The sequence below is a fragment of the Bartonella doshiae NCTC 12862 = ATCC 700133 genome (assembly GCF_000278155.1).
GTDB lineage: Bacteria > Pseudomonadota > Alphaproteobacteria > Rhizobiales > Rhizobiaceae > Bartonella > Bartonella doshiae.
In genome coordinates this window covers 477,427-492,996 of sequence record NZ_JH725094.1, presented here as the reverse complement: position 1 = coordinate 492,996, position 15,570 = coordinate 477,427, and the positions used below count along the sequence as shown (strand labels likewise).

Sequence of the window (15,570 nt, the reverse complement as noted above, 5' to 3'; positions counted from 1 at the left end):
GTGTAATTTATAAAAGAGCTGTTCCACCGATTGTCATATCATTGATTCGTAGGTGGGGCTGTCCAACACCGACGGGAACGTTTTGACCAGCTTTTCCGCACATCCCTATACCATTATCAAGTTTACTATCATTTCCAATCATTGTAATACGTTTCATAGCATCTGGCCCGTTTCCGATAAGAGTTGCCCCTTTTATTGGCGTTACAATTTTGCCATTTTTTACTCGGTAAGCTTCCATACATTCAAAGACGAATTTTCCAGAAGTAATATCAACTTGTCCACCACCAAAAGAAACAGCGTAGATACCATTTTTGAGTGAGGAAAGTATTTCTTCAGGTGTTTTGTCTCCTCCTAGCATAATCGTATTTGTCATTCGCGGCATTGGCGTGTGTGCGTAGGATTCACGCCGTCCATTTCCTGTTGGATTAACCCCCATAAGTCGAGCATTGAGCCTATCTTGCATATAACCAACAAGTTTTCCATCTTCAATAAGAACATTATATCCTGAAGGGGTGCCTTCATCATCAACGGTGAGTGAACCACGACATTGGGGGATTGTACCATCATCAACAACGGTAACACCTTTTGCAGCAACTTGTTTTCCCAAAAGTCCAGAAAAAGCAGATGTTTTTTTGCGATTAAAGTCACCTTCCAAACCATGTCCTACGGCTTCATGAAGCATAACACCTGGCCATCCATTGGCTAAGACAATATCAAATGTCCCTGCAGGTGCTGCTTCTGCTTCTAGGTTTGTTAGAGCCATACGTAAAGCTTCATCAGCAGCTTTTTTCCAATTTTCTTCGTTAATGAATTGGTGAAATGTTTGTCGTCCACCACATCCATAAAAGCCATTTTCTCGCTGATTACCGTTAGAAGCAACAACAGATATGGAAAGTCGTACAAGAGGACGAATATCACGAATGAGATGCCCATCAGCACGTAAAATTTCAACATGCTGTAACGAACCGGAAAGAGAAACAGTAACCTGATGCAATTTATCATTTTTTTCCCGTAAATAGGCATCAATTTTTTGCAAAAGTATACTTTTTTCCTCAAATGATGGAGCATCAAGAGGATTATGTGGTGGATAAAGTTTCTTGTTGGTTTTTTGAGGGGCTATACTATAAGATCCCGCATGATTGTTATAAGTAATAGCTTTAGCCACTTCACTGGCACGTTTAAGTGCAGCGGCGGATAATTCATTAGAGTGTGCATATCCAGTAGCGTCTCCGGCGACAGCGCGTAGGCCAAATCCCATATCTTGGTTAAATGAACCGTTTTTAAGTTGTCCATTATCAAATAAAAGCGTTTCGCTTTCTGTATATTCAAGGTAAAGTTCTCCATCATCAGCATGATGAAGTGTATCTTGTACCAGTGACTGCACTTTAGACGAAGCAATATCAAAATGATCAATCAGTGATTTCATAATGGTTATCCTATTTTTATGGAACCTAGAAGATTTCTATTTTTCTGTTAAAGCACGTTATAAGAATAAAATGGCTTCACTATATATGCATGAGTTTTTATGTTGGTAAGGTTGCATAGGCATCGCTCAGTCCTTGGAGATCAATAAGTCCTCCTACACCTTGCTCAGGCGTTGTGAAGATGAAATAAGTCGCTGTTTTACCTTTTAAAAAGAGCTTTAGTATATCTTCTTTAAGGAAAGCTTCAGCAACGCAATTGTCACCAAGACAACGGCGATATTCCATTTTTCCCATATTCTTATCATCGATTTTAAGTCCAACGCCAAGGCGCAATTCAACACGAATCGGAACAAAAACACGCATTAAAGCACCTTGATTCTTAGGGAGTTTATAAAATGTAACACGAAAGGTAATATCATGGCGATTTTGTGTTTGTACATTTTGCACAATTTCACATTGCAGATTGGGTGTACCTGGTGGCAAAGAACAAACTCTTGTCCATGCTCCATAGGTTTGGGGAGCGGGAATATTTTGGATGTTAGATGTCTGTGCAAGTGCATGGTTTATAGAGGCATGATACAGTACAAAAATTATAGCATAAACAAAGAAAGTTCTTTTTAGTAAATTATAAAAGATCACAGAAGTCCTACCCGAATCACTATCACATGCATTGTGCATAGATTTGTATAAGTACGATAAGTACATTTTTAAACTTAATTTAACACAAAACTTACATCTACCCAACTATATTGATCCATATGGATGAAAGAAAAGCAAAAGTAAAAGGCAGTGCTTTATAGGAAAAAAGCTTTTAGCACTGCTTGATAACGTATGGTAGTACGTATTTTATTTCTATGATACATTTTTAAATAGGTGTATTAAAAAAGTGCATTTTTTTTGAAACATTCCTCTCTTTGTAATGGATGAATATAGAAAGAAGTGTGCCAAATGTTTGTGAAAGCACTATGATATTAACTGGTCATTCCTATATACCAAACAGTATTTTCTTGTGGATGACGAAGATGGAAAAGGTCATTGAGCGGAATGTCTGTCTCGGAAAAGTTATCGGTTACAAGTGGTAAATCAGTTCTTCCAAAATCTGGTATTGGTGATTATGTCGCGTTATTGAAGCCGCGGGTTATGTCACTTGTTGTCTTTACAGCTTTGGTCGGATTGGTTGTATCACCTGTTTCGATGAATCCATTCTATGGTTTTTTAGCAATATTTTGTATTGCTGTAGGTGGTGGTAGTGCGGGGGCACTTAATATGTGGTATGATGCCGATATTGATGCAATCATGGAACGCACCAAGAATCGCCCTATTCCTAGTGGTAAAATCAGCAGTAAAAGAGCTCTTGTTTTTGGTTTGGTTCTTGCTTTATTTTCTGTTTTAATTATGGGGATTTTCATCAATTGGTTCACGGCTGCTTTTCTTGCCTTCACAATTTTCTTTTATGTCGTTATCTATACAATTTGGCTAAAGCGTATTACACCACAAAATATTGTTATTGGTGGGGCAGCTGGAGCGTTTCCACCAATGATTGGATGGGCTGCTGCGACAGGAACGGTAAGTATTGATAGCTTTCTATTATTTTTAATTATTTTTATGTGGACTCCACCGCATTTTTGGTCTCTTTCTTTGTTTTCATCTCTTGATTATGAGGCTGCAGGTATTCCTATGATGCCTAATGTACGAGGTGAACGCTCAACAAAAGAGCAGATTTTGTTTTATACTTTTCTCATGGTCGCTAGTGTCGCTGGTCCTTGCATAACAGGTCTTGCAGGAATTTTATATGGTATTTCATCAACAGTTTTCAGTATTGTTTTTATTTATTTTTCCTACCGTTTATGGAAATCTGATACGTATGATGCAACTATTTTAATGGCAAAAAAGACGTTTTTCTTTTCGTTGTTTTATTTGGCTGCTATATTCGGAACGCTTTTGATTGAAGCTCTTGTTTAGGATTTTTGCATCCTTTAGTAAACAATGCGATGAAAGAGCAAATGTAAAACAACTTTTCCCAAGAATACCATATAGCTATGATGGGGGAGCCTGCTTATATTGCAGGAGGGCAATATTTCTCGTTTTTCTCTTTACACTGCTTCGCGAATGTATAACGATGCTTTGTCTAAATATGGTAAATAAATATTCAGGATGATTTATGTCTGTACTTCCTCCTTTAACAATACGTCTTTGCGGGCCACGTGGATTTTGTGCTGGGGTTGATCGTGCTATTCAGATTGTTCTTCTTGCATTAAAAAAGTATGGAGCTCCAGTGTATGTTCGTCATGAAATTGTGCACAACCGCTATGTCGTTGAGGGATTGCAGCAACGAGGTGCTGTTTTTGTTGAAGAACTTGATGAAATTCCAGAAGAACATCGCAGACAACCTGTAATATTTTCTGCTCATGGTGTGCCAAAATCTGTATCAGAAGAAGCACGTCGCTATAACCTATTTTATCTCGATGCGACATGTCCGTTAGTTTCTAAAGTTCATAAACAAGCGATACGGCATCAACGTCATGGCCGTCATGTTATATTGATTGGTCATTCTGGTCATCCTGAGGTTATAGGCACAATGGGACAGCTTGAAGAAGGAGCTGTTACCTTGATAGAAACGGTAGAAGACGCTTTGCATTATCAGCCGGATGATCCAGATAACTTGGGATTTGTGACGCAAACTACGCTTTCTGTTGAAGATACTGCAAAGATTCTTTATGTCTTACAGAGACGTTTTCCTACTTTAGAAGCACCAGCTGCAGAGTCAATTTGTTATGCTACGACAAATCGCCAAAATGCTGTTAAAGCAGCGGCATTGGGGAGTGATTTATTCTTAATTGTTGGTGCACCAAATTCCTCTAATTCGCGGCGTTTGGTAGAGGTTGCAGAAAAATTCGGAGCACGCCAACCTGTTCTTGTTCAACGTGCAGATGAGATTGATTTCGATCGTTTAAGAGATCTTTCTGTTGTAAGCATTTCAGCTGGGGCTTCTGCTCCTGAGATTATTGTTGATGAAATTATTGCGGCTTTTCGTGAACGTTATGACGTTACAATAGAATTGGCTGAAACGGTGGTAGAAACAGAGAAATTTTTGGTCAATCGTGAATTACGCGACATTTCCTTAACACCTCAAGATGTGGCTTTTGTTAATGGTCAAGCTAAAATGCTTAAACATGACAATAAGGAAAAATGTGTGCTTACAAAGAAAGTAGAATAATGGCAGTTTATACAGATATTTATCCAAATGATTTAAAAGCTTTTTTAACACGTTATGCAATAGGGACGCTTCTCTCCTATCAGGGTATAGAGGAAGGCATCGAAAATTCTAATTTTATGCTATACACAACAAAGGGACAGTTTATTCTAACGCTTTATGAAAAACGTATTTCAAAAGATGATTTGCCTTTTTTTTGTAGTCTTATGCAACATTTGGGGCAGCGTGGGATTCCTTGTCCTCAACCGGTGATTCAAAATGATGGAACCATGATCGGTGAATTGTCAGGGCGCCCTGCTGCTATTATTACTTTTTTGGAAGGTGCCTGGGTCCGCCAACCCAGTTTATATCATTGTTGTGAGGTAGGGAAAAGTTTAGCACAACTCCACTTAGCGGGAGAGGATTTTTCATTGAGCCGTCAGAATACTATGTCTTTCGTGGATTGGAGGCCTTTATGGAAAAGTTGTCAAGTAAAGGAAGATGCTCTGTTAGAAAAATTTGGACAAAAAATTGAGATAGAATTGGCTTTTTTAGAAGAAAATTGGCCATCGAATTTGCCAACAGGTATTATTCATGCTGATTTATTTAATGATAATGTGTTTTTTTTAAATCATCATCTTTCTGGTATTATAGATTTCTATTTTGCTTGCAATGATTTTTTCGCTTACGATTTAGCTATCTGCTTAAATGCTTGGTGTTTTGAAAATGACCATTCTTATAATCTTATCAAAGCACGAAAGCTATTGGAAAATTATCAAAGAATAAAGCCGTTAATTCCTTTAGAATTAAATGCGATTATTCTATTGGCTCGGGGGGCAGCTTTGCGTTTTTTACTTACACGCTTATATGATTGGTTTAATACGCCATCAGATAGTTTTGTAACGAAGAAAGATCCTTGGGAATATTGGCACAAGCTTTGTTTTTTCAGTAATATAGATTCGTTAAATGAATTAGGTTTTTGAATTCTATGTTAAATCAACAAAAAATCGTTGAGATTTATACAGATGGTGCTTGTTCGGGAAATCCTGGAATTGGAGGATGGGGAGCAATTCTGCGTTGGAATGGTCATGAACGTGAGCTTCATGGTGGAGACATGCATACAACCAATAATCAAATGGAATTGATGGCCGCTATTTGTGCATTGAATGCACTAAAAGAACCATGTTCGGTTGATCTCTATACCGATTCTGTTTACGTTCGTAACGGTATATCTTTATGGCTTGAAAGTTGGAAGAAAAATAATTGGAGGACTGCATCAAAAAAGCCTGTTAAAAATAGGGAATTATGGCAAGATCTCGAAGATGCCTGTTCTCGCCATACTATTAGATGGCATTGGATTAAGGGACATGCGGGCCATCCAGACAATGAGCGCGCAGATACACTGGCGCGGAAAGCGATTACTGAATATCGCGAAAATGGATATATTCTAGCATAGGTCATTGATTGGAAGTTTTTTTCTTTTTATTGCGGAGTAGAAAGAGAGTTTAATGGTGTATGGAGTATGAATGTTCCACTGAAGGGACGATCTTTAAAAGAAATAGTATAAAAGATAATTTGCTTTGGTTTATTTGGCATGAAATGGATAGGAGCTCTAAAGAGCGTATATTCTGTATCATGAATTATTTTTTTTGCTCGTCCAATTTGCATTTCTCCTCCGTCTAAAAAGAGAGAAGAAGGTCTGTTATTTTTGTTACTTTGTATTTTTATGAGAAGGGTATTCGTGTCTTTTTCAGCTTCAGCGCTTATTTTAAATTTATGATGCATTGTGTCAGGAAGAGCAGCTTGAGCATTTTCTAAAAGAGAAATAGGAAGACGTTTGTTTTGGAGAGCTGATGGCGAAAAATCAAAGTTAACAGTAAATGGAAGGCAGATTTCATTACATAATCCGAGAGTTAAAGTACCACTTAGACTTTTACTTAAACCGGAAATACTAAAGGGCAACATCACATCATCTTTATAGCCTAATGACCAGTCATTTTCTGTTTCATAAAGCTGTGGTGTGGGATAAAAAATTTCATAAGAGGCTTGTTGGTTGAAATTAAAAAAGGGGGACATGCCTGAACTGCCTGGATTTCGCCAGTAGGTTTTCCATCCTGGCTTCAGAATAATTTCGATGATGCCTTTTCTTCTTCCAGAAAGAGATGGTTCTGTGATGGCCAATCTAATACGAGCACCATCTGATTCATACCAATTTGTTGCAAAGAGATATTGTTTTTGTTTTGTTTGCGCACTAACGAAGCAGTTAATGAATCCTAAAAATATGCATGTTAAGCTTAAAGTAACTAAGAATTTTTTATGAAAGAAAATTGCGATATTGTATAAATTTATAAATATTTGAATTTTTCTCATGAGAGTTTTATTTTTTATACTAACTGAACCAAATTTAAATATGTGAATTATGGAGAGTAACAGATTGATGAAGCAGTGTGATGGCTTTTTGAGTGGACAGTTACTTATAGCAATGCCTGGGATGAATGACAAACGCTTTATTCGTTCTGTTATATATGTATGTGCGCATTCTGATGCTGGTGCTATGGGAATTATTCTCAATCAATTGCACCATATTAATTTCCCAGAGCTCTTGCTTCATCTTGGAATCATAGACAGTTCTCAAAAAAAAGATCTTTCCGAACCCATAAAAAAGTTTCCAGTACGTTACGGTGGTCCTGTTGATCCTTCACGTGGTTTTGTGCTCCATTCAGATGATTATGCTTGTGAAGAAACCGTTTTTATTGCAGACAAGATTTGTTTTACCGCAACGATTGATATATTAAAGGCAATTAGTTGCGAACAAGGTCCACAACGTGCTCTTATAGCATTAGGCTATGCTGGATGGAAAGCAGGACAGCTCGAAGCAGAAATTTCTACAAATGGCTGGCTGATAAGCTCTGCATCATCCAGTGTTCTTTTTGAAAGCGATTTAAGCCGTAAGTATGATGAAAGCTTAATTCGCATGGGGATTGATCCAACTTATCTCATTTCTGAAATGGGGCATGCGTAGAAGGTTTTCTCTTTTCTAAGTGCTTTTTAAAGATTTTATGCCTCTAAGGAAGATTTGAGATTAAAAGTAGAGAGTGATAACCTCTTCATTTTCTTGCTTAAACAAAAACAACGCACAATTATCAAATTTCTTAATAAAAAAGCCCATTTAGTCGATTCATTCAATGAAATAAAAAATTTCGAATATATCCTTTGGTGATTTAAGAAAAGCTTTTTCTTTTATGAAGTTTCTAGATTAAGCTTAAATTACTCATCTATCTTAGATGAGGGCACAGAACTTAGGTTTTAATTGTATAAGGGAAGTGATTTTGAACAAGAGTGATTAATTCTTCTACGGCAATTGGTTTGGTAACGAGTGTACTTTGAACATATTTACAACCTTCTTGGCGTAGGAAGATTGCCTCTTTTTCATTTTCAACACCTTCTGCGATAATTTGCAAATTAAGATCGGTAGCCATATTAATAATAGATTTGAGGACAATTTTTTTCTTAGGTGAATCGATAGAGATAAGCGAACGATCTAATTTTACCATGTCAAATGGATAACGAACGAGATAGGCAAGTGACGAATAACCTGTTCCGAAATTATCCAGTGCAAGATTTATTCCAAGTACTTTAATTTGTTCAAGAAAATGCGCTGAGTGTTCAGGATTTTTTCTAAGGACAAACTCAGATATTTCTATCATCAAACGTCCTTTATCAAGTGGGTGGCGAAGAAGTGTGGAACGTAATTGATTTATGAAGCGAGGATGAACCATCTCTGCGCTTGGTAAATTGATTGAAATAAAGAAAGTTTGTTGGGAGAATTTTTCTTGTACATTTATAAGATCAGTTAGGGCATTTTCGATGATGAATTGTGCCAAATCCATAACAATTTGTTCATTTTCTACGATTTTGATAAAATCAGAGACATTTAAATTTCCATAATTTGGATGATGCCATTCTACAATTGTTTCAAAACCAATAATATGCCCATCTGACAAATTAAGAATAGGATGGTAGAGGATTTTTATTTCATTACGTTTTATGGCAAAATGAACATCTTGTCCTAGAGTATTTTGTTCTAGACCCAAGGTGCGAAAATTTGGGCGAAAGGGTTCAATATGGTTTCCACCCATTTGTTTTGCACGAATCATTGCTAATTCACTATCATTTAAAATGTCTTTGGCAGTTGATCTCGTTTCACTCCATGTAACCAGTCCAATTGATGTTGAAAGCGTTATTTTCTTTTCTGAAAGTGAAATAGGTGCTGAGATTGTTTTGTGCAGATGCTCTGCAAATGCTGCAATTTTCAGTGGTTCAGTTTCACTAAGCAAAATGATTGCAAAACGATCTGCGGAAAGACGTGACAAAGTATCTTGAAAATTAATAAGACGACTTAAACGGCGTGCTATGATGAGCAATACAGTATCACCAACCGCGATACCTAATTTGCTATTAATTTGACGAAAATTATCAAAATCAATCATAAAAACAGTAGGCCGAATTTTAATATTTGCTTTAGCCAAAGAGGTATAATTTTGTAATCTGTCGAAGAAAATTTGCTGATTTGGGAGGCCTGTTAAGCTGTCGTGAATCGCATCATGTAATAAGCGTTCTTCAGATTTTTTGTGGTTAGTGATATTGACAATAGTTCCAATAACACGCGTAATTTTTCCATCTTTTTGCATTGCTGGGCGTGCACGAAGAGAAAACCAATGATAATAGCCCCCGCCGGAGGAAAGTCGAAAAATTTGATCAATACGTCCCTTTTTATTTTTAAGAATGATATCCAATATGGCTTGAAAGCGCTCACGGTCATCGTAGTGTAAAGCTGAAATCCAATTGCGCATAGACCCATTGAGTTTGTGAGTTTCAGTCCCCAAAAGAGTTCTCATATCTGGATGAACAACAATGCGGTCTCGTTCGACATTCCAGTCCCAAATAATATTTCCAGCTCCCTTTGCTGCAAGCACTTGTTGTTCCAGGTCGGAAAAGATACCTTCGTGGAAAGCATCATTGGAAAAAGTTTGTTGCATGACAGTGAAGCTGATAAGAAGAACAATGAGGACTAATCCTCCAGATAAAGCTGGTTGGATAATATCATTGTTTAAATATCCTACTATGCAGGTATAAGCTCCAAAAGTCCAGAAACTAATGAGCAACCATATCGGGATAAGCATGATGGCACGGTCATAATTTCGGATCGAAAAGTAGCTGATTAAGAATATACCGAGTACAGTAGTGAGGCCAAATGATAGACGAGCGATTCCAGCTGCTCTGGTAGGATCATAAATTGCAAATGCCCCCAGACCACATAGTGCAATGGTCCATACAATTGCACCATAACTAAAATGATAGTGCCAGCGATTCAGACAGAGATAAGTAAAGAGAAAAATGAAGAGTGTAGCGGCAAGCGCTACTTCTGTACCAGCGCGCCAAATTGGTTGTGTTGTTAATGTGACTGAAAAGAATTTATTTAGAAAATTGAAGTCGATTCCGATATAAAAAAGAACCGCCCAAGCGACAGCTGCTGTTGCAGGAAAGAGGCCTGTTCCACGGACGACAAAAAGAACAGTTAAGAGGAGCGCTAAAAGGCCAGATATACCAAGAAGAATGCCATGATAAAGCGTATAAGAGTTGATTGCATCTTTATAAGCTTCAGGTTGCCATAAATAAATTTGCGGTAAATTTTCAGAGTTAAGTTCTGCAACAAATGTGACAACCGCACCGGGGTTAAGTGTAATACGAAAGATATCTGAGTTTGCACTAGATTGACGATCAAGTGAAAAACCTTCGCTTGGAGTTATGGATTGGATTCGCGCTGATCCAAGGTCCGGCCAAAGAAAACCTGAATGTGCCATGCGATAATGGGGTGCAACAATGAGACGATCTATTTGTTCGTCCGTGGGATTTGCAAGAGAAAATACAGCCCAGTTTCCAGAAAAGTTTTCACTTTTCGCCTGTACTTCAATGCGCCACACAATACCATCTGGTCCTGGTGCTGTACTTGTTTGAAAGATAGAGTTTTTCGTATGGTGAATTTCGATTGCTTTTGAGAGGTCAAGAGCGGCATCTTGAGAAGAAATTTTAACGGGCTCAACTGCCTGTGCAGGTGTAAAGTAGAAGAAAGAGCTGACTACTACAATAAAAATAATGTCAATAATTTTACGCAAACTCTTCACAATGTTTCACTCTCAGTATTTTAGGATGTTTAATTTTAATTAGCTTTTCAAGAACACACATTCACCTTTTCCCATTTATTTTACAGAACATCAGCGACCGTTCCTTTTTTAAGTTATACGATTTTGCACAAAGAGAAATCGGATATCTATTTAACTTAATGGTGCTTGAAACTGATGGAATTTCATTCTTAGAGGAGGAAAATTAAACCATATGTTTTTAGATTTCATTGATATACCTTTGCTCATAGGACTCCTTATCACATGAAGCGTGAATTTGGTAGTTTTGTACAGCTCTTTGATCAATATTTCCCAAACTTATTCAGGAGAAATAATTTTTGTTGTAAATTTTATTGTAAAACATGTGCATATTATTCAGAGCTTCTTTTAAAAGCATTTTCCCATTGGAATGCACTGAAATGTTAAAAAAACTTTATTTAAGTTTACTTCATATTGGATGAAAGAGTTGATGTTAAGTCATCGAAATTCATCAGAGAACCAACGGGTCCAACAGCGGCTAATGTTGGAGTTGAATTGATAAAAAGACGGTTAGCTAAATCAGTTAACCTTGCAGGAGTAATGAGTTCTAAGCGTTCAATCGTTTCAGATATGGGAATTGGTCGACCATAAAGAAGTATTTGGCGGGCAATAAGGTTTGCTTGGCTGGCTGGATTTTCTTGTGACATTGTAAGGCTAGCACGATATTGTGCACGTGCACGTTGAAGTTCATTCGCATGGATATTTTTGCTTGTTTTAGAGAGTTTATCAAGAATAACTGGGAGAAGTTTTTTTAGCCCTTCTTGATCCGTGGCAGCATGAATACCAAAGAGTCCAGTATCTGAAAAGCCCCAATGAAAAGCATAAATGGAGTAGCATAATCCGCGTTTCTCTCTTATTTCTTGGAAGAGGCGTGATGACATCCCCCCCCCAAGAATAATTGAAAGAATTTGTGCTGCATAAAAGTCACGTGCATGATAGGCACGTCCTTCAAAACCAAGGACAACCTGTGTATCCATTAAATCGCGATATTCACGAAAGTCGCCACCAACATAATTTGCAAGGTTGGTAAGGGGGGCTGTTGAATGGGAACGAAAAGTTTTAAGACGGCTTTCGACTTCTTGCAGGAAATTTTCATGTTCTACAGCTCCTGCCGCAACGATGATCATACGGTCTGCGCTGTATTGTTTATTCATAAAATTATGGAGGTCAGCAGATGTAAATGATTGAATTGTTTTCGGTGTACCTAAAATAGAACGACCAAGAGACTGGTGACGGAAGGCTGTTTCAGTAAAGTGATCAAAAACAACATCATCAGGTACATCACGCGCGGCACCAATCTCCTGAAAAATTACCTGTTTTTCTCGTTCTAATTCCTCTTCATCAAATTTTGAATACATCAAGATATCAGCAAGGATATCAATAGCAAGGGGGATATCATTTTTAAGTACACGCGCAAAATAAGCAGTTGTTTCTGTACTGGTAGTGGCATTTATTTCACCGCCAACATCTTCAATATTGGATGCAATCTGAAAGGCTGTACGGTTTTCTGTTCCTTTAAAAGCCATATGTTCAAGAAGATGCGCTATGCCATGTTGTGTGAATGTCTCATTGCGTGAGCCAACTTTAACCCATATTCCCAGAGCAACACTATCAATTTGTTGCATTCTATATGTAGCGATAGTCAAGCCATTGCTAAGGCGGCTAATATCTACACGCATGTATTTACGACTCCATTAAACAAGCCCTATATTTTTATTGTAAGGGCATTAGAATATTCCTGATTTGAAACAATGCTGCTAACTTCAATAAGATGCATGCGATTTTAAAGAAATGTAATTTTTTACTATTTTTTCATCATTAGCAAGACTTATAAAATGTTCTTCATGTTCCATTAAATTATTTAGGCAAGAGGGATATGGAGCATGAATACCACAGGCATTTTTAATCGCATCAGGAAATTTAGCAGGATGAGCGGTGGCAAGAACGATCATTGGAATATGCGGTTGCTTGTTTTCACGTGCTATTTTAAGCGCTACAGCTGTATGAGGATCAACAAAATATCCGCTTTCCTTATAAACATTATCAATTATTTGTGTTGTTTCAGCTACATTACTTTTTCCAGCGGAAAACAAGGAACGAATGTTTTTGAGCTGTTTTTCATCAAGATTAAAACGTCCTGTTTTTTTCAAATTTTCCATTGCATTACGAATCCACACTGGATCACGATCGCCACTTTCAAACAGTAGGCGTTCAAAATTGGAAGAGACTTGAATATCCATAGAGGGTGATATTGTATGGATTATTGGTTGTATTTCGTAAGTTCCGCTGATTAATGTGCGTGTAAGAATGTCATTATCGTTTGTTGCAATAACCAGTTGCGCGATAGGAAGTCCCATACGGGTTGCGACATAGCCTGCAAAAATATCACCAAAATTCCCAGTAGGGACAGTAAATGATACAGCTCTATCAGGAGCTCCTAAGGAAAGAGCAGATGAAAAATAATAAACGATTTGCGCCATAATACGCGCCCAATTTATCGAATTAACTCCTGAGAGCGCTACTTTTTGACGAAAATCATGGTCATTAAACAGTGCTTTGACAAGAGCTTGGCAATCATCAAAATTTCCTTCAATGGCTATAGCATGAACATTTGGGCTGTGATCGGTGGTCATTTGTCGCTGTTGAATAGGTGATACGCGCCCTTTAGGAAACAAAATAAAAATGTCTGAATTTTCTTTTCCTGCAAAAGCTTGTATTGCAGCACCACCTGTATCACCTGATGTCGCGGCGATAATTGTTGCGCGTTTGTTTTTTTTAGTGAGTACATAATCCATCAATCGCGCAAGAAATTGCATTGCAACATCTTTAAAAGCCAAAGTAGGGCCATGAAAAAGTTCAAGAATAAATTCATCAGTGTCTGTTTGCAGCAATGGACAGGTTGCTGGATGACGGAAGGTGGCATAAGAATTAGCAATGATATTTTCAAAAGTTGTATATTCAATCTCATTATTCACAAAGGGCCAAAGAATAGTTTTAGCAATTGTTGTATAGGATTGCCCACGGAGCGCTCGTAATGCATTGGGTGATAATTGAGGAAATTTTTCTGGAAGATAAAGACCGCCATCACAAGCCAACCCAGTCATGATAGTTTCGGTAAAGTTTAAAGCAGGAGCCTCACCTCTCGTGCTGATATATTTCATGAATCTTTTCTTTCATTTATTTTTTGGTGAACGAATGAAATTGTATATTGCATGTTTTTAACAATATTGAAATTGTTAAATGAATGAATCTTTATGTATTTATGCATATAAATGATAAAAAGCATTAGCATAATTTCTTTTAGTTGTTTATATGTAAGTCATTGATATTTATTAAATAATTTATTATAGCTGATTTTTTTTCTAGTATTCAATCGCTTATTTTATAATTTGTATGAGTTTATACAGTTGCCTGAATATTGATAGTATATAGAACGGTATTTATCAAAGACTTTTCTTGAAAAATTGATTGCTTCTATTTTTTGCTCTTACTTTGTATAATGCAAAAAGCATCTTATAATTAATTTCTCCAAAATGGCACATTGTAATTTATGTTAGAGAATTTTAAGAGGTAATTTCATAGAATTTTATGCATTTGGAGTAAACTTTATTCAGTCTAAATTATCATTTTCCATGTATTATTTGTGTTACACAGTGTTATTTAGTAAGTAAGGTCATAGACAGAAGAGAGCACAAAAACAACCTGCCTATTATTTAAGGCAGGCTGCAGTTTAGATGTTAATTTATAGCATATTTCTAAGCATAATTAAATTATCATGTAGCGTTGGGTTTTGCAGCTTTAGTTTTACCTATTACCCATCCGATTATTGCACTAAATATAGCCATAACAGATCCGGTTAAGAATCCAAAACTTAGAGCTCCTATTTCAGTGAAAACTCCTAATGTAATAGGTTCAAATACCTTTTCAATTTTTCCTTTATCGGTAGCTTCATTTCCTACTCCATAAATAAAATCTGAAGTATAGAAAGCAGTCATATTAACAGCTTTCTTCTTTTCTTGCTCCACTACAAAAACAGAAATATTTTCTCTCTGAGGATCATTTTTTAAATGATTTGCATTAACATTTATAACTTGTGAAAGAAAAAAAGCAGTCATTATAAAAATATTTAATATATGACTTTTAAATGGTTTGACCATAATTTTACCTCTCATATTTTATTGTTTACATTTTATACTAAAAGATCTTATGGTTATGAAACTTCAATTTTAAATAGAAGATTTGATGAGTATTGCTATTTTAGCTATTATCCATCCTAATAGCATACCCAACACTTGTGTTCCGTATCCTATTGCCATCCCAAAGCCAAAATTTCCTATTCTAACGGGTTCAACTACTTTTTCAATTTTTCCTTCAGAAGTAGTTTCATTTCCTACTCCATAAATGAAATCTGAAGCGTAAAGAGTAGCCATATTGATTGCTTTATTGTTTTCCTTTTCTATTACAGAAATAGTAGAATTCTCTTGCTGAGAAATATTTCTTAAATAGTTTGCGTTAACATTTACAATTTGTGAAAGAAAAAAAGTAAATGTAAAAATACTTAATACGTGATTTTTAAATGCTTTTGTCATAATCTCACCTCAATTACTTCCTAATCTCTAATAGCATTCTCATGGATGCTGTGTAGATTCTGGAGTATGGTGCTTGTGTTGTGCACTTGCAGGTACTTAAATGATTTATTATGGATTTTAATAAACAGATGTTAAAATCCATA

Annotated in this window: 13 protein-coding genes; 5 read left to right on the top strand and 8 right to left on the bottom strand. The window is 36.6% G+C overall.

Annotation, left to right across the window (positions count from 1 at the left end; genetic code table 11):
- Positions 1-7: 7 nt before the first annotated feature.
- Together tldD and MCS_RS02170 are read right to left on the bottom strand one after the other, a co-directional pair.
- Entirely contained in the window at positions 8-1,426 is a 1,419-nt protein-coding gene (gene tldD, locus MCS_RS02175) for a metalloprotease TldD (protein ID WP_004855081.1), read from the bottom strand.
- A gap of 97 nt (positions 1,427-1,523) precedes the next feature.
- On the bottom strand, positions 1,524-2,063 hold the full coding sequence (locus MCS_RS02170) for an invasion associated locus B family protein (RefSeq protein WP_004855075.1): 540 nt from the start codon (positions 2,061-2,063) through the stop codon (positions 1,524-1,526).
- Positions 2,064-2,468: 405 nt separating this feature from the next.
- Between MCS_RS02170 and cyoE the strand changes: the two genes are divergently transcribed.
- The 4 genes from cyoE (at position 2,469) to rnhA (ending at position 6,073) form a co-directional block, all read left to right on the top strand.
- Complete coding sequence (gene cyoE, locus MCS_RS02165) at positions 2,469-3,386, top strand: heme o synthase (RefSeq protein ID WP_004855073.1); 918 nt, start codon at positions 2,469-2,471, stop codon at positions 3,384-3,386.
- 199 nt (positions 3,387-3,585) lie between these two features.
- Complete coding sequence (gene ispH, locus MCS_RS02160) at positions 3,586-4,641, top strand: 4-hydroxy-3-methylbut-2-enyl diphosphate reductase (protein ID WP_004855070.1); 1,056 nt, start codon at positions 3,586-3,588, stop codon at positions 4,639-4,641.
- Positions 4,641-5,600 carry a homoserine kinase gene (locus MCS_RS02155; protein ID WP_004855067.1) on the top strand — a complete coding sequence of 320 codons (960 nt, stop codon included), beginning with the start codon at positions 4,641-4,643 and terminating at the stop codon, positions 5,598-5,600. Before ispH ends, MCS_RS02155 begins: the two co-directional genes overlap by 1 nt.
- 5 nt (positions 5,601-5,605) lie before the next feature.
- The gene (rnhA, locus tag MCS_RS02150) at positions 5,606-6,073 is read left to right on the top strand and encodes a ribonuclease HI (protein ID WP_004855065.1); all 468 of its coding nucleotides are present in this window, start codon (positions 5,606-5,608) and stop codon (positions 6,071-6,073) included.
- A gap of 26 nt (positions 6,074-6,099) precedes the next feature.
- Here the strand turns inward: rnhA and MCS_RS02145 are convergent, their stop codons facing one another.
- Complete coding sequence (locus MCS_RS02145; protein ID WP_004855060.1) at positions 6,100-6,987, bottom strand: protein-disulfide reductase DsbD domain-containing protein; 888 nt, start codon at positions 6,985-6,987, stop codon at positions 6,100-6,102.
- Positions 6,988-7,054: 67 nt separating this feature from the next.
- Between MCS_RS02145 and MCS_RS02140 the strand changes: the two genes are divergently transcribed.
- Complete coding sequence (locus tag MCS_RS02140) at positions 7,055-7,639, top strand: YqgE/AlgH family protein (RefSeq protein ID WP_004855056.1); 585 nt, start codon at positions 7,055-7,057, stop codon at positions 7,637-7,639.
- 277 nt (positions 7,640-7,916) lie between these two features.
- On the opposite strand, the gene MCS_RS02135 is transcribed toward MCS_RS02140, so the two are convergent.
- The 5 genes from MCS_RS02135 to MCS_RS02115 form a co-directional block, all read right to left on the bottom strand.
- Positions 7,917-10,802 carry an EAL domain-containing protein gene (locus MCS_RS02135; protein WP_004855054.1) on the bottom strand — a complete coding sequence of 962 codons (2,886 nt, stop codon included), beginning with the start codon at positions 10,800-10,802 and terminating at the stop codon, positions 7,917-7,919.
- 440 nt (positions 10,803-11,242) lie between these two features.
- On the bottom strand, positions 11,243-12,517 hold the full coding sequence (locus tag MCS_RS02130) for a M16 family metallopeptidase (protein ID WP_004855052.1): 1,275 nt from the start codon (positions 12,515-12,517) through the stop codon (positions 11,243-11,245).
- An 84-nt stretch (positions 12,518-12,601) separates the two neighbouring features.
- Positions 12,602-13,999 (bottom strand): threonine synthase, encoded by a 1,398-nt coding sequence (gene thrC / locus MCS_RS02125; RefSeq protein ID WP_004855049.1) that lies wholly within the window; start codon positions 13,997-13,999, stop codon positions 12,602-12,604.
- 612 nt (positions 14,000-14,611) lie between these two features.
- Positions 14,612-14,995, bottom strand: coding sequence for a hypothetical protein (locus MCS_RS02120; RefSeq protein WP_004855047.1), 384 nt, complete (start codon positions 14,993-14,995; stop codon positions 14,612-14,614).
- A gap of 69 nt (positions 14,996-15,064) precedes the next feature.
- Positions 15,065-15,427, bottom strand: coding sequence for a hypothetical protein (locus MCS_RS02115; protein ID WP_004855044.1), 363 nt, complete (start codon positions 15,425-15,427; stop codon positions 15,065-15,067).
- Positions 15,428-15,570 lie beyond the last annotated feature (143 nt).